This is a genomic window from Aeromonas sp. QDB34 (assembly GCF_027705405.1).
Taxonomy (GTDB): domain Bacteria; phylum Pseudomonadota; class Gammaproteobacteria; order Enterobacterales; family Aeromonadaceae; genus Aeromonas; species Aeromonas hydrophila.
Genome location: NZ_JAPDBT010000010.1, coordinates 86,907 through 109,546 on the forward strand (window position 1 = coordinate 86,907; position 22,640 = coordinate 109,546).

General features: G+C 61.3%; 18 protein-coding genes. 4 read left to right on the top strand and 14 right to left on the bottom strand.

Annotated elements, in window-relative coordinates; all coding sequences use genetic code 11:
- Window positions 1–37: 37 nt before the first annotated feature.
- Entirely contained in the window at window positions 38–1,402 is a 1,365-nt protein-coding gene (gene radA, locus OKC29_RS14610; protein ID WP_073351744.1) for a DNA repair protein RadA, read from the bottom strand.
- 100 nt (window positions 1,403–1,502) lie between these two features.
- Between radA and OKC29_RS14615 the strand changes: the two genes are divergently transcribed.
- Window positions 1,503–3,881: a PilZ domain-containing protein gene (locus OKC29_RS14615; protein WP_073351746.1), complete on the top strand. Its 2,379-nt coding sequence runs from the start codon at window positions 1,503–1,505 to the stop codon at window positions 3,879–3,881.
- Between the two features lie 126 nt (window positions 3,882–4,007).
- Here OKC29_RS14615 and OKC29_RS14620 read toward each other — a convergent pair whose 3' ends face one another.
- Both OKC29_RS14620 and serB read right to left on the bottom strand, forming a co-directional pair.
- Entirely contained in the window at window positions 4,008–4,913 is a 906-nt protein-coding gene (locus tag OKC29_RS14620) for an alpha/beta fold hydrolase (RefSeq protein ID WP_073351748.1), read from the bottom strand.
- A 49-nt stretch (window positions 4,914–4,962) separates the two neighbouring features.
- Complete coding sequence (gene serB, locus OKC29_RS14625; RefSeq protein WP_073351750.1) at window positions 4,963–5,973, bottom strand: phosphoserine phosphatase SerB; 1,011 nt, start codon at window positions 5,971–5,973, stop codon at window positions 4,963–4,965.
- 120 nt (window positions 5,974–6,093) lie between these two features.
- On the opposite strand from serB, the gene OKC29_RS14630 reads away from it, so the two are divergent.
- Window positions 6,094–6,702: an AhpA/YtjB family protein gene (locus tag OKC29_RS14630; protein ID WP_017411238.1), complete on the top strand. Its 609-nt coding sequence runs from the start codon at window positions 6,094–6,096 to the stop codon at window positions 6,700–6,702.
- A gap of 53 nt (window positions 6,703–6,755) precedes the next feature.
- Window positions 6,756–9,002, top strand: coding sequence for a sensor domain-containing diguanylate cyclase (locus tag OKC29_RS14635; protein WP_073351752.1), 2,247 nt, complete (start codon window positions 6,756–6,758; stop codon window positions 9,000–9,002).
- Window positions 9,003–9,071: 69 nt separating this feature from the next.
- On the opposite strand, the gene deoD is transcribed toward OKC29_RS14635, so the two are convergent.
- From deoD to OKC29_RS14670, 7 genes are all read right to left on the bottom strand, one after another.
- The gene (deoD, locus tag OKC29_RS14640) at window positions 9,072–9,788 is read right to left on the bottom strand and encodes a purine-nucleoside phosphorylase (protein ID WP_011707410.1); all 717 of its coding nucleotides are present in this window, start codon (window positions 9,786–9,788) and stop codon (window positions 9,072–9,074) included.
- A gap of 77 nt (window positions 9,789–9,865) precedes the next feature.
- The gene (locus tag OKC29_RS14645; RefSeq protein ID WP_073351753.1) at window positions 9,866–11,074 is read right to left on the bottom strand and encodes a phosphopentomutase; all 1,209 of its coding nucleotides are present in this window, start codon (window positions 11,072–11,074) and stop codon (window positions 9,866–9,868) included.
- A gap of 14 nt (window positions 11,075–11,088) precedes the next feature.
- On the bottom strand, window positions 11,089–12,420 hold the full coding sequence (gene deoA / locus OKC29_RS14650) for a thymidine phosphorylase (protein WP_016351989.1): 1,332 nt from the start codon (window positions 12,418–12,420) through the stop codon (window positions 11,089–11,091).
- Window positions 12,421–12,529: 109 nt separating this feature from the next.
- Complete coding sequence (gene deoC, locus OKC29_RS14655; RefSeq protein ID WP_011707413.1) at window positions 12,530–13,303, bottom strand: deoxyribose-phosphate aldolase; 774 nt, start codon at window positions 13,301–13,303, stop codon at window positions 12,530–12,532.
- A gap of 391 nt (window positions 13,304–13,694) precedes the next feature.
- Window positions 13,695–13,865, bottom strand: coding sequence for a XapX domain-containing protein (locus OKC29_RS14660; RefSeq protein WP_005305103.1), 171 nt, complete (start codon window positions 13,863–13,865; stop codon window positions 13,695–13,697).
- Between the two features lie 123 nt (window positions 13,866–13,988).
- Window positions 13,989–15,263, bottom strand: coding sequence for a NupC/NupG family nucleoside CNT transporter (locus OKC29_RS14665; RefSeq protein WP_011707414.1), 1,275 nt, complete (start codon window positions 15,261–15,263; stop codon window positions 13,989–13,991).
- 225 nt (window positions 15,264–15,488) lie between these two features.
- A complete protein-coding gene (locus OKC29_RS14670; protein ID WP_073351754.1) occupies window positions 15,489–16,265 on the bottom strand; it encodes a TatD family hydrolase in 777 nt (258 codons plus the stop codon).
- A 40-nt stretch (window positions 16,266–16,305) separates the two neighbouring features.
- Here OKC29_RS14670 and tppF point away from each other — a divergent pair, with 40 nt between their 5' ends.
- Window positions 16,306–16,920 carry a type IVa pilus pseudopilin TppF gene (gene tppF / locus OKC29_RS14675; RefSeq protein WP_270669321.1) on the top strand — a complete coding sequence of 205 codons (615 nt, stop codon included), beginning with the start codon at window positions 16,306–16,308 and terminating at the stop codon, window positions 16,918–16,920.
- Here tppF and OKC29_RS14680 read toward each other — a convergent pair.
- The 4 genes from OKC29_RS14680 to OKC29_RS14695 form a co-directional block, all read right to left on the bottom strand.
- Window positions 16,889–17,071, bottom strand: coding sequence for a DUF5363 family protein (locus OKC29_RS14680; RefSeq protein ID WP_073351758.1), 183 nt, complete (start codon window positions 17,069–17,071; stop codon window positions 16,889–16,891). The two genes, tppF and OKC29_RS14680, sit on opposite strands and share 32 nt — an antisense overlap.
- A 205-nt stretch (window positions 17,072–17,276) precedes the next feature.
- A complete protein-coding gene (gene rlmD / locus OKC29_RS14685; protein WP_073351760.1) occupies window positions 17,277–18,629 on the bottom strand; it encodes a 23S rRNA (uracil(1939)-C(5))-methyltransferase RlmD in 1,353 nt (450 codons plus the stop codon).
- Between the two features lie 334 nt (window positions 18,630–18,963).
- On the bottom strand, window positions 18,964–20,400 hold the full coding sequence (gene amt, locus OKC29_RS14690; protein ID WP_016351995.1) for an ammonium transporter: 1,437 nt from the start codon (window positions 20,398–20,400) through the stop codon (window positions 18,964–18,966).
- A 971-nt stretch (window positions 20,401–21,371) separates the two neighbouring features.
- Window positions 21,372–22,640 (bottom strand): ATP-binding protein, encoded by a 1,269-nt coding sequence (locus tag OKC29_RS14695; RefSeq protein ID WP_073351762.1) that lies wholly within the window; start codon window positions 22,638–22,640, stop codon window positions 21,372–21,374.

The window sequence follows — 22,640 nt, forward strand, 5'->3', positions numbered from 1 at the left end:
GCTCCTTTTTATTGCCTGCCTGCGGCCACCATACCGATTACAAGGCCTCCAGGGCATCGGCCAGCTTCTTGACCGGCACCACTTCCATGCCTTCGATGGGATGCTTGGGCGCGTTGGCGTGCGGCACTATGGCCCGGCGGAAGCCATGCTTGGCGGCCTCCTGCAACCGCTCCTGGCCGGAGGGCACGGGCCGGATCTCGCCGGACAGCCCCACTTCCCCGAACACCACCAGATCCTTGGGCAGGGATTGATCCCGGAAACTGGAGACCATGGAGAGCAGCAGGGCCAGATCCGCGCTGGTCTCTTCGACCTTGACCCCGCCGACCACGTTGATGAAGACATCCTGATCCGCCATCTGCAGGCCCCCGTGGCGATGCAGCACCGCCAGCAACATGGCGAGACGGTTTTGATCCATCCCCACCGCCACCCGGCGCGGATTGGAGAGCTGGGAGTAATCCACCAGCGCCTGCAGTTCCACCAGCAGGGGCCGCGTCCCCTCCCAGATCACCATCACCACCGACCCCGGTGCCTGCTCTTCACCGCGACTGAGGAAGATGGCGGAAGGATTGCTCACCTCCCGCATCCCCTGCCCGGTCATGGCGAAGACACCGAGCTCGTTGACCGCCCCGAAGCGGTTCTTGTGGGAACGCAGGGTCCGGAAACGGGAATCGTGGCCGCCATCGAGCAGCACGGAGCAGTCGATGCAGTGCTCCAGTACCTTGGGGCCGGCTAGGGTGCCATCCTTGGTCACGTGGCCCACCATGAAGATGGCGACGTGATTCTGTTTGGCATAGCGGGTCAGCAGGGCGGCGGCTTCCCGCACCTGAGACACGGAACCCGGCGCCGACTGCACATCCGCCACATGCATCACCTGGATGGAGTCGATGACCATGATCTGCGGCTGCTCCTGCTGGGCAATCAGGCAGATCTGCTCGACCGAGGTCTCCGACAGCATGCGCAGCTTGTCGGTCGGCAGGCCGAGGCGCGAGGCCCGCATCGCCACCTGTTGCAGCGACTCCTCGCCGGTGACATAGAGGGTCTTCATCCGCTCCGCCAGACCGCACATGGTCTGCAGCAGCAGGGTCGACTTGCCCGCCCCCGGATTGCCGCCGATCAGGATCGCCGAACCCGGCACCACCCCGCCACCCAGAACCCGGTCCAGCTCCTTGAAACCGGAAGAGAAGCGTGGGATCTCGGTGGTGGCGATCTCCGCCAGCGTCTGCACCTGGCTGCCAACGGCACCGGCATAACCGGTATAACGGGCGCTCTTGCCCGGAGTCACCGAGCCGAGGCGCACCTCGCTGATGGTGTTCCACTCCTTGCACTCACTGCACTGGCCCTGCCAGCGTGTGAAGTCGGCGCCACATTCGGTACAAACATAGGCAGTTTTGTTTTTGGCCATGGATAACTCGGGGACAGGATGAATTCCTGCTTGATATACTTGTTTGCGACCGACAGATCAAACCCAGAATCGGAAAAGTGACTTTCCGTGGCAGGAACACATGGATTCAGAACAACAACAGCACCTTATTGAACAGCTCATCCCCCTGCTCAGAGAAAAGGATTTCGATGACATCTTCAATCGCCTGACCCAGGACGAAAACAGCAACAGCCGTTTTCTGATCAAGATGGAGATCAAGCGCAGATGCACCCCCTGCCGTCGCGTCATCGACATGCGGGACGAACTGGGTGACGAGTGTCTGGTCCATGAATCCGACGGGATCACCCACTTCATGCCGGCCGAGGCCATCGGTCTGTTCCAGTCCCAGTGCTATCTCTACAAAGACGATTACACCCTGGGAGTCTACGAGGCACTGCAATACTGGCAGAAGCACCACCATGGCAAGAGCGATGGCCCGCTGCAGCCCCCTGCCAGCCCGTTTCGCCAGTACGACGTCAATCCCATCGCCTTTGCCAGCTACTATGGCCGCCGCCAGGAGCGGATGCACTTCAGCTCCCCCGTGCTGATCAAGTTTGCCGATGGCGACAAGCTGTTTGCCAAAAGCTCCGACCTTTCCCTCGGCGGGATCCGGGTCTCGGTGCCCTATCTGCCCAACTACCAGACCGGCGCCCAGGTCGAGGTGTTCTTCACCGGACTGGAGCGGGATCATGCCAACCCGATCCTGCACCATTCGGTCAGCTACCAGATCCTCGGGGAAGAGAGCAAGGAGGGCAAGTTCTGGCTCAGGCTGGTCAAAACCGGCGAACACCCCGGCTTCGACCAGTTCCTGAGCGAGTTCATCGAGAGCAACAAGAGCCGCTATCGGGTCAGTGTCGACTACCTGCTCTCCGCCGCCATCATCAAGGGGTATGAGCAGTTCTATCTGCCGCGCATGACCGGCATGCCGCTGTTTTTCGGTTCGGGCGACAGCCCCAGCCTCGAGATCGCCCTGCGCACCGAGAACAACCAGCACATTCTCGAATACTGGCGCGATGCCAAGAACCGCGACATGCTCGCCAGCCTGTTCTCCGCCACCCGCATGCAGGCCCTGCTGCCGGCAGCGGGGGAATTGAAAGAGACCCTGATCTACTGCTTCACCCACTCGGTACGCAGCCACCTCTATTTCTTCTCCGCCACCCGGGAAGAGCTGTTGCAGAGCGGGCTGATGTCGCTCTTCTTCCAGGTCGGCGCCCGGCGCCCCAGCTGGCGGGTCTACAAATTCAGCCTGGAGCGCTGTGACCTGCACGAGGCCGATCTGGCCAGCCAGCAGAGCAAGGAGAGCCCCCAGCTGCAAGACATGCTGCTGCAAGAGCGGCTCAAGCAGATAAGCTATGTCGGTCTGCTGCAGGATGTCGGCCTCGACAGCCAGCGGGAAGAGTTCCAGTACGATGCCAGCGCCCAGCACAATGCCAACGAGCTGCAGCGTTTCGGCCACGACAGCAGTGCCGCCCCCTTCGAAATCGAGACGCTGCACTATGTCCAGCTGCGCAAGGAGGCCCGCTACATCCACAAGACGGCCGTGGCCATCAAGCACAATGGCCGCGCCTGGCTCGGCTGGACCCGCGACATCTCGGCCCACGGCATGCAGATCGAGCTGGAAGAGCCATTCGAAGGAGTGAAGGACGACATCGTCACCATCGCCCTGCCGCGCCTGCAGGAGCTCTCCAAAAGCATGGATCTGCAGCGTCTGCCCTACCGGCTGGTCAGCATCAACCTGACCCGCACCGTGCTGCACCTGTGCATCGAGGGCGATCCGGAGCGCCACACCGGCCGCCAGTTCTTCAAGCTGCTGATCGAGAGCAACCAGAACAAGCTCAAAGCGGCCCAGGAGCAGCGCCGCTATCGCGGCATGGCGCGGGCGCTGCGCAACATCTACACCCACCACGTCTTCAGCACCCCGGTCTACATCAACAAGCTCAAGGGCGCCCCCAGGCCGGCCTCCATCGGTCATGCCCCGCAGGCGCGCAGCCTGTCGCGGTTGCTGAAAGCCTGTGCCGAGCAGGGTGACCAGGACAACCTCTACCCCCTGTTCCAGGGCGAATTGCTCAAACAGCTCATCATGAACCCGCTGCGGGCCATCGAGCGGGAGGATCAGCCCCAGGAGGAGGAGGTCTATATCGCCAGCCTGCAGACGGCGGCCGGCCTGCCCATCTTCACCAGCCGGCTCGCCAGCAGCTTCAAGAATGTGGCGGAGAAGCGCAGTTTCATCGAACAGGCGCTGCGTCAGGGGGAGTTCTACTCGGTGCTGGTGGGCATCTCCCGCACCGGCCGCCCCGACACCAACTTCATCGCCAACGAGCTGGACTACATCGCCAAGTTCGCCATTCACAAGGCCAAGAAGCTGGAAGAGGAGTTGTGGAGCGTGGTGGGGGTGGGTGAGCTGACCGATACCAGCCAGGCGACTCTGTTCCGGCTCGGCATCACGGCGCCCGTCAATTGAGCAGGCCCCTGCAAACCACGGCCCTCAACTTGGCGGGCGAGCAATAAAACCATGGCGGGCCTCTGGCCCGCCATGGTTCATTCATCAGTACACCGGATAGTAACCCGCTCCGCCAACCGGCCTTTGTCAGGCCGCCTGCGGGTTGAGCAGCCATTCGAGGATCTGCGGGAAGTGATCTTCCTGCGCCTGCGGGGCGGTCAACATGTTGATGTGGTCGTAATCGAGCCGGTTGCCGTTGTCCCGGCCGAGGCGGGTATGGCGCGCGGCCGAGCCCATCTCGGCGCTGAAGCGGCGCACGTCGGTCGGGTGACCCAGCACCTTGTCCGCCTTGGCCGAGATCATCCAGAGCGGTGGCCAGTTGACCCTGGCGGCCGCCTCGTCATAGGCGAACCCGTCGCTCGGATCCTGCCAGGGGCCGCATTTGACCCAGGGGATGGTCTCCTGCAGGTAACGCAGCGGCTCGTCATCCGCCCCGATCTTCAGGCTGCGCGCGGCCAGAAAGCCGTTGCGCCTGGCCAGCCAGGGGGCCAGCCGGTTCCAGATCAGATCCACTTTGAGCCAGCGCTCCGGATTTTGTACCGACACGCCACGCTTGGTGCCAAAGAACACCAGACTGGCCACCTGCTCCGCCAACTCGGGGAAGCGCACCAAGGTCGATGCCATGATGACGCCGCCCCAGGAGTGGGCCATCCAGTGCAGCTTGAAACCGGCATGGCGGGCGGCAATCCAGCGGTGCAGGGCCGGCAGATCCTCGGTGATGAGCTCATGCTGGCCATGTTCGGCCTGCTCGGCGATGGCCGGTGTGCTCAGCCCACGTCCCCGCAGGTCGGCCACATAGACCTGATAGCCGTGACGGGCCAGAAAGCAGGCCAGTCCCTTGCCCGATTCGGTGTAGAAGATGCGGCCGTTCTCGATGGCGCCGTGCACCATCAGGATCGGCTCACCATGTACCGCGACCCGCGGCTGAATGTGGCGCACGTGCAGCCGATGTGTGCCGCAGGGAATAAACAGGGATTGCTGTAACAGTTCCATTATGAGACTACGTCCTCCGTGACGTGAGGGTCTTGCCGAGGCGCCGGGACTAGCGGCGATCCCAGCGCTGCTGGCGGCAGGCCAGCGCACCGAGCAGGCAGATAACCCCTTCCAGATCGTGGTGGTTGAGGGTGGCCGCCGCCTGCGCCCGCACCAGCGGCTTGGCGTGGATGGCGATGCCGAGCCCGGCCACCCCCATCATCTTGAGATCGTTGGCGCCATCGCCGACGGCCACGGTCTGGCCAGCGGCGATGCCGTACTCCTGCGCCAACTGCTGCAGCACCTCGGCCTTGACGGCGGCATCGACGATGCGCCCGCTCACCTTGCCGGTCAGCTGTTGCCCTTCCACCGCCAGCTCGTTGGCGAAGATGGCGTCCAGCCCCAGCTCCCGCTGCAACTGGCCGGCAAAACGGGTGAAGCCACCGGAGGCGATCGCCACCTTCCAACCAGCCTGCTTGAGGGTATCGACCATCAACTGCAGGCCCGGCATCCAGGGCATGTCGGCCGCCACCTGGTCGAGTAGGGAGACCGGCGCCCCTTCCAGCAGGGCGACCCTGGCCCGCAGGCTGTCGGCAAACTCCAGCTGGCCCTGCATGGCGGCCGCCGTGACCGCCGCCACCTGCTCACCGACCCCAGCCAACCGGGCAATCTCGTCGATGCACTCGATGCGGATGGCGGTGGAGTCCATGTCCATCACCAGCAGACCGGGCTCCGCCAGACTGGGCAGGGCCGACAGATGACACAGATCGATGTCCCACTCCTCCCCCTTGAGCGCTTGTACCAGAGCGGGTGAGAAGCGATCCGTGCCCAGCAGCAGCAGAGGCACTCCGGCCGGCATGGCGGGCGGATAGAGCCTGGCTTGCAACTCGTGCTGCGCCAGCAGCCCGGCCAGCCGTCCGAGATGATGGCCGGCCAGCGCGCGCCCGAACAGCACCAGCCAGCCGCCATCCAGCGCACTGGCGGCAGGCAGCAGCGCCTGCGGCGTCGCCTCCCACCAGGGGGCGCCGGACAGGCACTCGGGCCACTCTGAAATCTCTGCGGGCAATTGGGACAACAACATAGGGATAACGCCTTCCTTGGTGATCATGGGGTTAACAATGCTGGCCCAGAGTAGCGTATTGCTTTTTGTACAGGCAAGCGCCAAGATCCCGCCACCCCTTGTCAGCAAAAGGCTCAACGCTTGCGTCATCTCCCCATCAAACGTGTGCTCAGTCTCGGTGCCGGCGTCCTGCTCGGGCTCTGGGTGCTCGCGGTACTCATCCACATGCAGGGTGAGAGCCAGGCTTCGCTGCACAGCGAGGCACGCAACCGGGCCCAGGCGCTGGTGGCCTACGCCGCCCGCGACATGAAGCGCTGGCTCAAGGAGGACAAGAACAGCGAGCTGGAGCGGCTGGCCCAGGATCTGGCTGCCGAGCCCGAGATCCTCGACGTCACCCTCTACGATGCCCGCGGCATCCCCCTCGCCCAGTCGGACAATGCGGTGCCGCTGGACAGCCTGCTACCCATCGGCGACAGCAACAAGTCGATACCGGAGCAGGGCAAGGGACGCATCCAGTTCGTGCAGGAGATCCTGGATGGGGAGCAGACCCTGGGATATCTGCGCATTACGCTGGAAGAGCAGCAGATGCTGGCGGACAAGGATACCCGGCTCAAGGTGGTACAGGAGAAGCAGCGGCTGATGCTGCTGGTCGCCCTGCTGGCCGGGTTGCTGATCTCCTACGGGATCCGTCGCAACTACATGCGGGTGCGCAAGCACAAGAAGAAAAGCAAACCGGTCGAGCCGCAATAAGGCGGCGCGATCCCCCGACCCGAAACTGGCAATGCCACCAGCAGGAGCGCTGTATGATTGCCCCCTCACTGCCGCTGGATGAAGAGAGTCGACTGGAACGACTCCGCATCCTCGGCCTGCTTGACCGCGAGCCCATCGATCAGCTGGATCGCCTGACCCGGCTCATTACCCGCCATTTCTCGCTGCCCATCGCCATGGTCTCGCTGACCGACGTGAACCGGCAGTGGTTTCTTGCCCGCACCGGCGTCGCCCTGTGCGAGATCAGCCGGGAGCACTCCTTTTGCGGCCACGCCATCCTGCATCCCGACATCATGCAGGTGCCGGATGCCAGGCTCGACCCGCGGTTTGCCGACAACCCGCTGGTGACCGAGGAGCCGCACGTGGTCTTCTATGCCGGCCGGCCACTGCGGGCGCTGGATGGCGTGGTGCTCGGCACCCTCTGTCTGGTGGATCATGCCCCGCGCCACCTCGACCAGGAGGCCTGCCGCGATCTCGACGACTTCGGCCGCCTGGTGGAGAACACCCTGCACGATCTGGAGCGGCGCCATCAGGTGCGCAGCCTCAATCAGGTGCTGGAGGACAAGGATCACCTGTTCACCCTCACCTTCAACCAGTCGTCGGTGGGCATGGCCCTCTCCTCCCTCGAAGGCAAGTGGCTGCGGGCCAACTCTGGGCTGGAGCGGCTGCTGGGCTACAGCGAGCAGGCGATGCTGAGCCGCACCTGGCACGCCATGACCCATCCCGAGGATCTGCCGCGCGAGCTGCCCCTGTTCAACGCCCTGCTCGCGGGGCAACGGCAGGACTACCGGCTGGAGAAGCGGATGATCCGGGCCGACGGTAGCCAGTGCTGGGTCCAGCTCAGCGTGACCCTGTGCCATAGCCGCACCATGGCGCCACACCTGATCGCCGTATTCGCCGATCTCACCGAGCGCAAGCAGGCCGAAGCCGAGCTGCTGCAACTGCAGCAGGGGCTCGAGCGGCAGGTCCGTGAGCGCACCCGCGAGCTGTCGAGCACGGTGGAGCAGCTGCATCGCGAGATGCAGGAGCGCGGCGTCATGCAGCAGCGCCTGTGGCAAGAGCAGCGCCGCCTGCAGCACATGCTGGAACACACCAGCAACGCCTTCCTCGAACTCGACGAGGCGCTGGTCATCACCGGCTGGAACCCGGCCTCCACCACCCTGCTGGGCTGGCACCCTGAAGAGATGCTGGGGCGTACCCTGCCCGTCCTGCTCGGCAGTGCTCACCCCCTGCTGGCCCAGCTGACCCATCCCCAGAGTGCTGCGCGCCGGCTGGAATGCGAAATCGGCACCCACGACGGTCGGCGCATCCCGGTGGAGGTGATTGCCGAGCGCTACCAGTTCGACGGCAAGGTACGCATCGCCCTGTTTTTGCACGACATCACGGCTCGCCGCCAGGTGCTGGCCGAGATTGAGCGCGGGCGGGCCAGGCTGCGGGCCATCACCGACGGCCTGCCGGTCACCATCAGCATGGTCTCGCCCGAGGGGCGCTACCTGTTCGCCAACCAGGCCTACTGCCGCTACTTCGGGCTCGATGCCGAGCTGATGCGGGAGATGAGCGTGCGGGAGGTGATCGGCGACGCGGCCTACGGCCGGGCCATCGCCCATCTGGAGCGGGCCCTCGCCGGCGAGCAGGTGAGCTTCGAGAACCGTTTCGAGCTGCCCATCGGCCCGCGCGATCTCAGGATCACCATGATCCCGAGCCGGGGCGATGAGTCGGGGGTCTACATCCTCGGCAGCGACATCACCGAGTTCAAGGCGCTGCAGAACCAGCTGGAGCACGAAGCGGCCCACGACCCCCTCACCGGCCTGCCCAATCGGCGCGCCTTCACCCTGCGCCTCTCCCGGGAGCTGGAGCGGGTGCGCCAGAATGCCGAGACCCTGGGTCTGCTGTTTCTCGATCTCGACGGCTTCAAGCGCATCAACGATCAGCTCGGCCATCACGTCGGCGACGCCCTGTTGCAGCGCTTCGCCAGCGTGCTGAGTGCCGAGGTGCGCCCCGGCGACATGGTGGCGCGCCTGGCTGGCGACGAGTTCACCATCATACTGCCGGCCCTGCGCCAGCCGGAGCTGGAGCTGCCCGCCCTGTGCGAGCGGCTGCTGGCGGCAATGGCGGTGCCGGCCGACGTGGCCGGCCACCTGTTGCCCCTCGCCGGCAGCATCGGCGGTGCGCTCTGTCACTCGGGCCAGTATTGCCACATCGACGATCTGCTGCACCGGGCCGACAGCGCCATGTACCAAGCCAAGCAGGCCGGCAAGGGGCGCTTCGCCCTCGACCTCTGATCTGCCATCCTTGAAATGCAAAACGGCGGCCCGAGGGCCGCCGTTGTCATTATTCATGCGCGAGGGGGATTAGTTGTCGCCCAGCAGGACGGAATCCAGCGCGATTTCGATCATGTCGTTGAAGGTCAGCTGACGCTCTTCGGAGGTAGTCTGCTCACCGGTACGGATATGGTCGGAGACGGTGCAGATGGTCAGTGCCTTGGCACCGTACTCTGCGGCCACGCCGTAGATGCCGGCGGCTTCCATCTCGACACCCAGGATGCCGTACTTTTCCATGACGTCGAACATGGAGGGGTCCGGGGTGTAGAACAGGTCGGCGGAGAAGATGTTGCCCACGCGCACGGCGACGCCCTTGTTCTTGGCGGCCTGTACGGCATTGGCAACCAGATCGAAGTCGGCGATGGCGGCGAAGTCGTGATCCTTGAAGCGCAGACGGTTCACTTTGGAGTCGGTGCAGGCACCCATGCCGATCACCACGTCACGCAGTTTCACGTCTTCACGCACGGCACCGCAGGAGCCAACGCGGATCAGGGTCTTCACACCGTAATCGGTGATCAGCTCTTTTGCATAGATGGAGCAGGACGGGATGCCCATGCCGTGACCCATGATGGAGATGCGACGACCCTTGTAGGTGCCGGTGAAACCGAACATGTTGCGCACGTCGCACACCTGCTCGACGTTCTCCAGAAAAGTCTCGGCGATGTACTTGGCGCGCAGGGGGTCGCCCGGCATCAGCACGGTATCAGCAAAGGCGCCATCTTTCGCATTGATATGAGGAGTTGCCATTCTCTTGATTCCTTCACACTAGGTTGAGTTTTATTGTCTTTATTGGTTGCCCGCCGCCGAGGCGGCGGGCGGGTAAATTACAGGAAGCTGGTACCGTATGCCAGTTTGGGCAGGCCGTGGTACGCCGCGATGCTCTGGCCGATGTCGGCGAACGTCTCGCGACGACCGACGGAGCCGGCCTTGACCGGCTTGCCGTAGAACAACACCGGGATGTACTCGCGGGTGTGATCGGTACCACCCCAGGTCGGATCGCAGCCGTGGTCGGCGGTCAGCACCACCACGTCACCATCTTCCAGCAACTCGAACAGCTCCGGCAGGCGGGAGTCGAAATACTCCAGCGCATCGGCATAGCCCTTCACGTCGCGACGGTGACCGTAGGAGGAGTCGAAGTCGACGAAGTTGGTGAAGACGATGGTCTGGTCACCAGCCGCTTTCACCTCTTCCAGAGTACGATCCCACAGCTCGGTCAGACCGGTCCCCTTCACCTGCTTGGTGATGCCCTGCTGGGCATAGATGTCGGCGATCTTGCCGATGGAAACCACCTGGCCGCCCGCTTCCTTCATGTAGTCCAGCACGGTCGGTGCCGGCGGCAGCACGGAGTAGTCGTGGCGGTTGCCGGTGCGCTTGAAGTTGCCCTTGCCGCTGCCCACGAACGGACGCGCGATGACGCGGCCGATGTTGTAGGGCTCCAGCAGCTCGCGCACGATGTGGCACAGCTCATAGAGCTTCTCGAGGCCGTAGGTCTCTTCGTGGCAGGCGATCTGGAACACGGAGTCGGCAGAGGTGTAGAGGATCGGCTTGCCGGTACGCATGTGCTCTTCGCCCAGATCATCCAGCACCTGGGTGCCGGAGGCGTGGCAGTTGCCCAGATACCCCGGCAGACCGGCCTTCTCGACGATGGCGTCCAGCAGCTCCTGCGGGAAGCTGTTGTGGTGATCGGTGAAGTAACCCCACTCGAACAGCACGGGCACGCCGGCGATCTCCCAGTGACCGGACGGGGTGTCCTTGCCGGAGGAGAGCTCCTGGGCAAAGCCGTAGGCGCCGACCACGTCGATGTCCTTGCTCAGACCCGCCGGGAAGGTGCCGCTGGCGAGTTCGCCCGCATGACCCAGCCCCAGCTTGCTGAGGTTCGGCAGATTGAGGGCACCACGGCCTTCGATCTCACCGGCGGCGCAGGCCTTGGCGATATGGCCAAGGGTATTGGCGCCCACATCTCCGAACTTGTCGGCGTCGGCGGCAGCGCCAATACCGAAAGAGTCCATCATCAGAATAAAGGTACGTTTCATGGGACTTCCCCTTGTTACAAATCAGCCAGACCGATGCGACGGTAGACCTCGGGCAATGCCTCTGGTCGGGTGTCACCGATCTTGACGGCGGCCTGCACCATGCTGGCAGCCTGAGCGAATTGCTCTTCAGTTTGAGCGTGGATCAGGGCGAGCGGCTTGTCTGCCTCGACGCTTTGACCCAGGCGGATAAAGTCGGTCAGACCGACCGCATAATCAAGTTTGTCACCGGCAGCGCGACGGCCACCGCCCATGGCGACCACGGCCAGGCCCAGTTCACGGGTGTCCATGGCAGTCACGAAACCGCTGTTGGCAGCATAGACGGGGCGCACGATGGCGGCCTTCGGCAGGTGGTGATCGTAGCGCTCCATGAAGTCGCCCGGGCCGCCGAGGCCAGTCACCATGCGACCGAAGATCTCGGCCGCCTTGCCGTTGTCCAGTACCGCCTGCAGCTTGCGGCGGGCCTCGCCGTCATCGCTGGCCAGGCCGGCGGAGATCAGCATCTCGGCACACAGTGCCATGGTGACGGCGTGGATGCGCGGGTTGCGATATTCACCAGTCAGGTAGCGCACCGCTTCGCGCACTTCCACCGCGTTGCCGGCGCTGGAGGCCAGCACCTGGTTCATGTCGGTCAAGAGCGCTGACGTGCGGCAGCCGGCACCGTTGGCCACCGCGACTATGCTCTTGGCCAGCTCTTCGGAAGCTTCAAACGTCGGCATGAAGGCACCGGAGCCCACTTTCACATCCATCACCAGCGCTTCCAGCCCGGAGGCGAGCTTCTTGGATAGGATGGAGCCGGTGATCATGGCGATGGATTCGACGGTGGCAGTGATGTCCCGTACCGCATAGATACGCTTGTCGGCCGGGGCAAGATCGCCGGTCTGGCCGATGATGGCGACACCGGCCTCTTTCACCACTTTCAGGAAACGATCATTGTCGACCGAGGTCTGGTAGCCAGGAATGGCATCCAGCTTGTCGAGGGTACCGCCGGTGTGGCCCAGGCCACGGCCGGAGATCATCGGCACGAAACCGCCGCAGGCGGCGACCATCGGGCCGAGCATCAGGGAGACGACGTCACCCACACCGCCGGTGGAGTGTTTGTCGACGATCGGGCCACCCAGATTGAGGTGATCCCAGGTCAGTACCATGCCAGAGTCGCGCATGGCGCAGGTCAGGGCAACCCGCTCATCCATGGTCATGTCTTTGAAGTAGACCGCCATCGCCAGCGCCGCAATCTGGCCCTCGCCGATGGTGTTGTTGGTAATGCCCTGAACGAAGAATTGAATCTCTTGGGTACTGAGCGCTTCACCGTTGCGCTTCTTGCGAATAATTTCTTGAGGCAAAAACATCTTTCATTCCCTCCGCCATTGCTGGCGTTACACAAGCCTGAATCCTTGCCCGCACACCGCATGGTGGGGGCGAAACAGGGCGGACCAGGTCCGCCCTCTCATCAACCTATTAGTAACCGCTGGTGTTGGCCGGCTTGTCGCCATGCCCCAGTGTGGCCAGCAGGCTGGCCAGCAGGCTGGATGCACCAAAGCGGAAGGTGCGGGCGGATACCCAGTCCTTGCCCAGGATCTCTTCGGCCATGGCCAGGTACTGACCCGCCACGGCGGCGTCTTTCACGCCACCGGCCGGCTTGAAGCCGACTTTCGGGTTCTTGGCCTTGATCACTTCCATCATGATGCGCGCCGCTTCCGGGGTCGCATTGACCGGCACCTTGCCGGTGGAGGTCTTGATGAAGTCGGCACCGGCGTCGATGGAGATTTCAGACGCGCGGCGGATCAGCGCTTCTTCTTTCAGCTCGCCGGTTTCGATGATCACTTTCAGCAGGGCTTGGCTACCACAGGCTTCCTTACAAGCTTTGACCAGATCGAAGCCGACCTGTTCATTGCCGGCCATGAAGGCGCGGTACGGGAACACCACGTCCACTTCATCGGCACCGTAGGCTACGGCGGCGCGGGTTTCGGCCACGGCGATCTCGATGTCGTCGTTGCCGTGCGGGAAGTTGGTCACGGTCGCAATGCGCACGTCGGCGGCGCCGATTTCACGCAGGGTCTTGCGAGCGATGGGGATGAAACGGGGATAGATGCAGACGGCGGCGGTCAGGCCGGCCGGCGACTTGGCCTTGCGGCACAGGTCGATCACCTTCTGATCGGTGTCGTCATCGTTCAGAGTGGTCAGGTCCATCAGGTTCAGGGCGCGCTGGGCGGCCAGTTTCAGATCAGTCATTCTGTTCTCCAAAGTCTCGATTTAGTCCGGATTCCAGGGCATGGGTCCGCCTGTCGCAACGCAACCGGCAAGACACGACTCCCAAAGAAACGGGAATGGAATTGCAGCGCAATTGCACGGGCAATGAGGCTGCAAATAAGGCAAGAGCCCTGTCACTTTCTTACAAAAGTGCGGACTTGGTTCCATGAAGACTTGAGAAAGGCAGACAAGGTCTGACCCGACTTCCCAATCAATTCCATTTGACCGCCAACACCCGATTTCATCGGGCATTAGTCAATGCCAGCACCCTGCTGGCAATGCCTATTTCAGCCGAGATACCCCTTGTTTGCAAGCCGGATTTGCCATTTTCAGAGGTACCTCACATCTGGCAAATCCGGTACTGAAAAGTGCGTTAAGAGAAGAAGCGAGTGAGTATCCAGGAGTATGCCAGCCCCCCCAGATAGACTCCGACGATCCCCATTACCCCGGACAATACGGGCGGGGCCGGGATCGGCAATTTGAGGAAAGAAAACAACAAGCCAACGATAAAGCCGGCCGCCATCGCCAGTAGCACTTCATTCATATAACCTCCGATTTGACTCATTTTATTATTAGTTTAGAAAGGAAAACGGTTGTCACCGCCCCAAACGCGAACGCCACAGCTTCTCGCTGTGGCGTTCGTCTTTACCCTGACAGTCAGGCGATATTACATGCCGGACAGCGCCAGGAAGAAGCCTGCGATGGTCGCAGACATCAGGTTGGACAGAGAGCCAGCCAGTACGGCTTTCAGACCAAATTTGGCAATGGTGCCACGACGGTTCGGTGCCATGGAGCCCAGACCGCCCAGCAGGATGGCGACGGAGGACAGGTTGGCGAAGCCGCACAGGGCGAAGGAGATGATGGCCTTGGTGTGGTCGGACATGGCCACGCCATTGATCAGCACTTCATCTTTCAGATACGGGGCAAAGTTCAGGTAGGCCACGAACTCGTTGACCACCAGTTTCTGACCGATGAAGGAACCGGCCACGATGGCTTCGCTCCAGGGCACCCCGATCAGGAAGGCCAGCGGGGAGAAGATCCAGCCCAGCAGCAGTTCCAGGGAGAGCTGCGGATAACCGAACCAGCCACCCACACCGGAGAAGATGCCGTTGATCATGGCGATCAGACCGATGAAGGCCAGCAGCATGGCACCGACGTTCAGGGCCAGTTGCAGACCGGCGGAAGCACCGGCGGCAGCGGCATCGATCACGTTGGCAGGCTTGTCTTCCAGCTCGCCATCGGCATTGTTCTCGTCGTAGCTCGGGGTCTCGGTTTCCGGCACCAGCAGCTTGGCGAACAGCAGACCACCCGGAGCGGCCATGAAGGAGGCGGCGATCAGGTATTCCATCTTGACGCCCATGGAGGCATAGCCAGCCAGTACGGAACCGGCAACGGAGGCCAGACCACCACACATGACGGCAAACAGCTCGGAGTCAGTCATCTTGGAGATGAAGGGACGCACCACCAGCGGGGCTTCAGTCTGACCCACGAAGATGTTGGCAGTGGCAGAGAGGGATTCGGTACGGGAAGTGCCCAGTACTTTTTGCAGGCCACCACCCAGCAGTTTGATGACCCACTGCATGATGCCCAGATAATAAAGAACGGCGATCAGCGAGGAGAAGAAGATGATGACCGGCAATACGCGGAAGGCGAAGATAAAGCCGCCGCCACCGAATACTTCGAACATCTTGTTGCTGACCAGACCACCGAACAGGAATTCGATACCGTTTTGGCCATAACCGATGACGCTGGAAACGGCATCGGATACACCCACCAGAATATCTCGGCCAACCGGGACGTACAGCACGAATGCACCCAGTCCAGCTTGAATTGCAAAGGCACCGACAACGGTGCGAATTTTTATTGCTTTGCGATTACTGGAGAACAGCACCGCGATAAGGACGAGCGTTGCCATCCCTACCAGACCCATTATCAAATTCATTATTAACACTTCCTCTTTAGTAGCACCTTCCAGCTTGTTAACAACTTGTATCTCAAAGCCATCAATCAAGGGTGCGCATTATACTAATTACGGTGCGACAAAGTAGAATGCTGGTCACATTTTATAAGCATGAAATGCGCTAGGGGTCGTCAAATTAGACCGCAAACGATTTTTACTTACCCCGTTTTTTATCATGCCGCTATCAATAGTTAATCAGCTGTTAATTTATGACTTGCCCAGTTGGAAAGCCTGCAAAGTGGATTCACGTAACACCGAAGCAACATGGGCCAGCGGTTGTTGCCGCAAATCGGCCAGCAGTTGCGCAATTTTTGGCAGGTTGGCGGGGGTGTTGGGCGCCCCCTGTTGACCCTGCAGCGGCATGTCGGGAGCGTCGGTTTCCAGCAGCAAGGATTCCAGCGGCATGTCGCGCACCGCCTCCCGGGTCTTGTTGGCCCGCTCGAAGCTGATGACCCCGCCGATACCGAGCCGAAATCCCAGTTGCCAGAACGTCTCTGCCTGCTGCAGAGAACCGCTGAAGGAGTGGATGACGCCCCCTCTGGCCGGACGCAGGCGCCTGAGGATCTTGGCAACCGTGTCGTTGGCGCGCACCGAATGGACGATCAAGGGCAGCTCATGCTCCATGGCCAGCGCGATCTGGACCTCGAACATCTCGAGTTGCCCCTCCTGCGGCACATGAGAGCGCAGATCCAGCCCGCACTCCCCCACCGCCACCAGCCCGCGTGGACGCTCGGCCAGCAGTCGCCGCAGCCGGGTCAATACCGCCGGAGTCTGCCCCCCCACATACCAGGGATGCACACCCAGGGCATAGGAAATACCGTCGTGCTCTGCCGCCAGCGCCATCACCCGGCCCCAGTTTTCCTCTCCCACGGCGGGGATGATATACTCGCTCACCCCCAGCTGGCGGCACTCGGCCAGCAGCGCCGCCCGATCGGGATCGAAGACCGGAAAATCGAGATGGCAATGGGTGTCGATCAGTTGCATGTCGCTCTCACCTGTTTGTCGTAATTAATGGGTCCATATCATGATGAAACGCACAAGCCACGGCTTTACCCTGATAGAACTGGTGCTGGTCATCATAGTGCTGGGGATCTTGGCCGTCACCGCCCTGCCCCGTTTCATCAATCTCAAGGATGACGCTCTCAAGAGTACGGTCGCCACCACCGCCACCAGTTTCGCCAGCGCGGTGCAGCTGGCCCATGCCGGCTGGGCGGTCAAGGTAAAGGGAGAGCCGCTAGCGCTCTACAACTTCAGCGGCATGGGAAAACAGGATCTCGATATCAACAGCCGCGGCTGGCCGGTGGGCACCAAGGAGGATCAGGGGGGCCAAGCGCCAGACACCCCCTTCCCTGGTGGTGAGAGCGACCAGATCTCCGTCAGCAGCCCGGACGACTGCGACAGTCTGTTCGATGGTCTGCTCAATACCGACCAGACGGTAGCTGACGAGCGAGATGCAGCCTCGACCAGCGACTATGTTTCGCGACTCATGACGGCCGATGACCAACTAGAAGGCAATCTGCGCCACGACAACTGCCGCTATACCCTGCGCGACTCCATCGGCCGCTTCCCGGCCTATCCGGATGGCCTCTCCTTCGACTACAACAGCGTCACTGGTGCCGTGACCCGCAATTTCCAGTGAGCGATTCCGACTCGCCCTGCTGCTCCGTCTGCGGCGCGTCATCCTGCTCGCTGCGCACCGGCACGCAGCAGCGCCGGTTCTCCGGCGTGAGTCCCCACTCCTCGCACCAGCCATCGTAGCGAGCCAGCCAGCGTAACAAGATGCCTTTCATGGTCTGTTCCTCGTCTCTGTCACACCCTTGCCGTTTCTATCTATCTGCTCCGAATCCGCTAATGTCACGACTCGATACCGGAATGACAGGTATAAAAAAACGACTCCATTTGGAGTCGTTTTTATCAGAGCCATCTGGCTAATTCAATTCACGCCTGGGTGGGCAGGCTCAGACGCCTGACACGAGGGAGCATGTCCACCGGCGATCAGGCCTTGGCCGGCAAACTCAAGCGAGCAACCGCTTCCACGTGCATGGAGTGCGGGAACATGTCGACCGGCTGCACCTCGTCCAGCACGAAGCCCTGCTTGACCAGCCAGGCGAGATCGCGGGCCAGGGTCTGCGGGTTGCAGGAGACATAGACCAACCGGCGCGGCGCCATGGCGACCAGGGTCTGCAGCACGGCCTTGTCACAGCCCTTGCGCGGCGGATCCATCACCACCACGTCGGCGCTCACCCCCTGCGCGTGCAGCTCGGGCATCAGCTGTTCGGCTTTACCCACGTGGAATTCGGTGTGCTCGATGCCGTTGAGGGCCGCGTTGCGACGGGCGTCGCTGATGGCGCTCTCCACCGACTCGATCCCCACCACCTTGGCAGCCTTGCCAGCCAGGAACAGGGAGATGGTGCCGATACCACAATAGATGTCGAACACCGTCTCGTTGCCGGTCAGTTCGGCATACTCGAGGGCGCTGGAGTAGAGCACATCGGTCTGGCTCGGGTTGTTCTGGAAGAAGGAGAGCGGCGAGATCTCGAACTCGAGCTCGTGGATCTTGTCGCGGATCACCCCTTCACCCAGCAGCACCCGGTTGGTGGCCCCCAGGATGCGGTTGGTGCGTTCCTCGTTGATGTTCTGCACCAGGGTGGTAACCGGCAGATCACTCAGGGCGGCCAGCAGCTCGGCTTCAAACGGCAGCTCCTCGCCCAGGGTCACCAGCACCACCATCAGCTCGCCGCTCTTGAAGCCCTTGCGGGTCATCAGGTTGCGCACGCAGCCGGTGTGGTTCACCTCGTCATAGGCGGCGATATTGTGCTCGCGCATCCAGTTGCGTACCCGGGCGTTCAGCTCCACGTGCAGCGAGTCCTGCACCGCACAATCGTCGGCGGTGATGAGATCGTGAGAGTGTTTGCGATAGAAACCGATCTCGGCACCGGCGTCGCAACCGCGCACCGCATATTGCGCCTTGTTGCGATAGGCAAACGGGCTGTCCATGCCAAGGATTGTCCTGACGGTGGTATCACCCAGCCCGGCCTGTTCCAGTGCACTCTCCACCAACTCCTGTTTGAGCTTGAGCTGGGCTGGGTAGGCCAGCGGGCGCACCTGACAGCCACCGCATTCGGTGTTGGGGCAGAAGTCGGCGACCCGATCGGCGGAGGGCTGGAGCAGCTCGGTCACCTTGCCGTGCAGATAGTTGGGCTTGACCTCGGTCAGCTCCACCAGCGCCTGCTCACCGGGCAGCAAACCTTCGACAAACAGGGGGCGGTCGAACAGGCGTCCTTTGCCATCTCCTTTGTCGGTCAGTTCCAGGATCTCGATCTGGTGTTGATGTCCCACTAACGGCATGAGCGGCTCCAAAAGTACATATAAAGAGGGGTGATGGAACCGGCCCGGCCAGCCCCATCAAGAAAAGGTGGCAGAGTTTAGCGGAGATCCGGCCAAATTGCAGGCATAAAACAGCAACAAGACCGAGGACATTGCCCCACCTGGCGTTATCTGCCGAAAAAGCCGGAGTCCCCCGGCGCAATTTTGGGGTCGTCCTTATAAGAGGGCATGGTGACCACGGACTGGCTATCACCCCAACGGCCCAGCCATCAAACCGGCCCCCAACCCTGACAGCCCCACATAAAAAAGCCGCCGGCATGGCCGGCGGCAATATTGCTGACTAACAGATGGCGGATTACAGGCTGTAGGCCTTCTCGCCGTGGGTGGTGACATCCAGCCCCTCCCGCTCCGCGTCTTCTTTCACTCTCAGGCCAATCAGCAGATCCACCAGCTTGTAGGCCACCACCGAGATGATGCCGGACCAGAGGATGGTCACCCCGACCCCGATGGCCTGAATTTTGACCTGCGCCAGGATGGAGTAGCCCTCCGCCACCTGGTTGGTGACATAGTCCCACACCCCGGTACCGCCCAGATCCGGGCTGGCGAAGACGCCGGTCAGCAGCGCCCCCAGGATGCCGCACACCCCGTGCACGCCGAACACGTCCAGACTGTCATCGGCGCCCAGCAGCCGCTTGAGACCGTGGACCCCCCACAGCCCTGCAACACCGCTGATGAGGCCCATCACCAGACCGCCGCCCACTCCGACGAAGCCGGCCGCCGGAGTGATCACCACCAGCCCGGAGACGGCGCCGGAAGCCGCCCCCAGCAGGGAGGGACGACCCTTCATCACCCACTCGGCCAGGGTCCAGGAGAGGGCTGCCGCCGCCGGAGCCACCCAGGTATTGATGAAGGCCAGTGCCGCCGTGCCGTTGGCTTCCAGCGCGGAGCCGGCGTTGAAACCGAACCAGCCGAACCAGAGCAGGGAAGCCCCGATCATGGTCATGGTGAGGCTGTGCGGAGTCATGGGATCACGGCCATAGCCCAGGCGTTTGCCCACCAGATAGGCACCGACCAGACCGGCCACCGCCGCGTTGATGTGCACCACTGTGCCGCCCGCAAAGTCCAGCGCACCGTGCTGGAACAGATAACCGGCGGTCGCGGTGGCCGCTGCCGCGGCATCAGCCGTGGTATAGGCATCCGGACCCGCCCAGTACCACACCATGTGGGCCAGCGGGATATAGGCGAAGGTGAACCAGATCACCGAGAACAGCAGCACGGCGGCAAACTTGATGCGCTCGGCGAAGGCCCCCACGATCAGACCGCAGGTGATGGCGGCAAAGGCGCCCTGGAACACCACATAGATGAACTCGCTGATCCCGACCCCCTTGCTGAAGGTGGCAGCGATGGAATCAGGGGTGACTCCCTTGAGCAGCGCCTTGCTGAAGGAGCCATAAACGCTGTTGCCCTCGGTAAAGGCCAGTGAATAGCCGTAGAGGATCCACAGCACGCAGATCAGCGAGAACAGAGTGAACACCTGCATCAACACGCTCAGCATGTTCTTGCTGCGCACCAGGCCGCCATAAAACAGGGCCAGGCCCGGAATGGACATCAGGATCACCAGGGCTGCCGACAGCAGCATCCAGGTATTGTCCCCCTTGTTGATGGTCACTACTGCCGGGGCCGCAGCCTGCACGACCTCGGCCGAGGCGGCCACCACCTCTTCAGCCCAACTGGGGGCGGCCAGCAAGGCGGCAAGCGCCAACAGGCCAGTCATCACGAGTCTCTTGAGCATACAGCCATCTCCTTCCCTGTCGTCCCGGCTCCCGGCCGGGTCCATTTCCTAATATGAACATCGAAACCGACGATTCACGTACATCCACATTCGCTACACACTGGTGACCGCCCCGCCCATCATTCCTCGGATGAGCGGCATCATGGCGACATAAGTGCTTCAAAGCACAAAGCAGGCCAACTTAATAAATAGTTTTAAATCATTAAGTTATGCTTACCACAGCGAAGTGACGCACCAGATTGGCGCACGGGACGCGCTAACTTGAGCATGTGCGCACTTCCGCTGTGCACACACATACTGCCGCACCGAAATAGCGCAGAAGGACGCCATGCGGACATAGACGAGTAGCCAGCCTGTCGATATCAGCCAGAAAACGGAAGAGCGATGAGAAAGGGGAAAAGTGGAAAAACAAAAGGCCATCATTGCTGATGGCCTTTTGTCTTGGAATTTGATGGTGCCGGGGTCTCTATCGAACCAAGAGTTCAACAGATTGATTTTATAGGAAATATCTATTTATCACTCTGCTTTGGGCCCCCAAAAAGGCCCCCATGATGAGCACCTTGGGGCAGACACGTTATGGATCACCCGCTGGCACCACATTCCCCTTTATCGTGACTTTATCTGCTGCTCGGTGGCGATGCGTTCCCCCAGCTAACATCTGGAGAGAATTTACTGTTCGGCTGCGCCCTCGACCTGCGCCCATAAGCCTTTGTGAGCAGGTCTGCAGCTTTCACTATGCCATGCGCCAATAACTGATACTCCACACTTCATCGACTGGCGTGATTACCATCAAGTGGGAATGGCGTGACTCATCCCGCAGATTCACCACTCCACTTCGTGCTCGCTAAGTTGATCAACTTAGCGAGCACGAAGCTCCAGGTATACGGGCGCTTCATCTCAGTACAGCGCCCACTCATGAGTTCCAGTTATTCAAAGTTGGCACTGGCCATGGTTCTTCCTTAATCTAGTTATCATTCATCCGCTTTGGGTGGCGTGGCTGCCGGAATGACCAACAACAGTTCTGAGTCATCCACCATGCTGTACACAGGGCGGTTGCCGGACAAACGTTCGCTCTGATCCAGAATGATCTGAACTCCTTCACCACGCTTATCCATCATTGCGCTCCGGCCGGTTATAGCGCTGTCTGTTTCGGGCAGTTGGCATTTGGCTAACAAGCTGGTGATGGCTTCATTGCGTGCAGCTTGGCGGTATGGAAGGCTCTCAACAGTCATTGTATTTGGAATGGCCCCAGGTGAGTATAATTCTAACCGATCTGCGAACATACGTAGGCGGATTTTTGCTCCATGAATGGAGTAGTCGCGGTGGGCAACAGCATTTACCAACGCCTCAAATACGGCCGTCATGTCGTATGACGGCAAGTCATGCCGCCCTTCATCTTTCATGGCATATACTTGCATGTTCTTTCGAACGAAGTGACATGCATCCAGCACCTGGGCATCGAGGGGACCGGTGATGTCCTGAGCGTCGAGCTGATAGGCCACATCACCTTGTGGCAGTACTGTAATCCCCCGATAAGCTACCGCCTGAATAAAAGCATTAGGCAACCAGCGGCGTGGGTCTTGGCTTGCAAGCAATACTCCCGCAATTGTTGGGCGAATCGAGCCATCGGCATCTGGGCGAGCCATCGCGAGCTTGTCCAGTAACACCTCACGTGAGTCTTGAACTCTTGGGCTGGCAAAACGTTGCCACAGCGCTTCTGATAGATCGTCGAAAGTTGCTCCAGGTACCGGCTGCTCGTCAAAGCGAATGATGCGCGCTTGGCTGCGTTGCTGAAATAATCTAGCCAGATAATCAGGCATCATCTCGCGTTTTGCACTGCCCACACGATGTAGATAACCTCCTGGGCTCCTGTGCACGAACAGGCTGCTACTCACATCGACTTTCAATACCGGCAACTGCTCGCCAGTAGTGCTCGGCAGGGTCAGGCGTTCGATCACCGGTGCAAGTGGAGGGTTAATGCTGTCTAGGCAAAGTTGTCGGACGAAATCTTCCACCAAATCTAAGCGATCCAGAGGGATGCCCAAGACCTCCCGTGTGTCATCCACACCCAAAATGCATACACCGCCACGGCTGTTAGCTAAGGCGGACAGTTCATCAGCCAGAGAATCCTTGTGCGGTGCCGATACTCGATGACCGGCAAAACGCACTTCTTTCAACTCCAAGAAAGAGTCTTCACCCAGACGAATTTTCTCGATCAAGTCTGCGATGTTATCGAACAT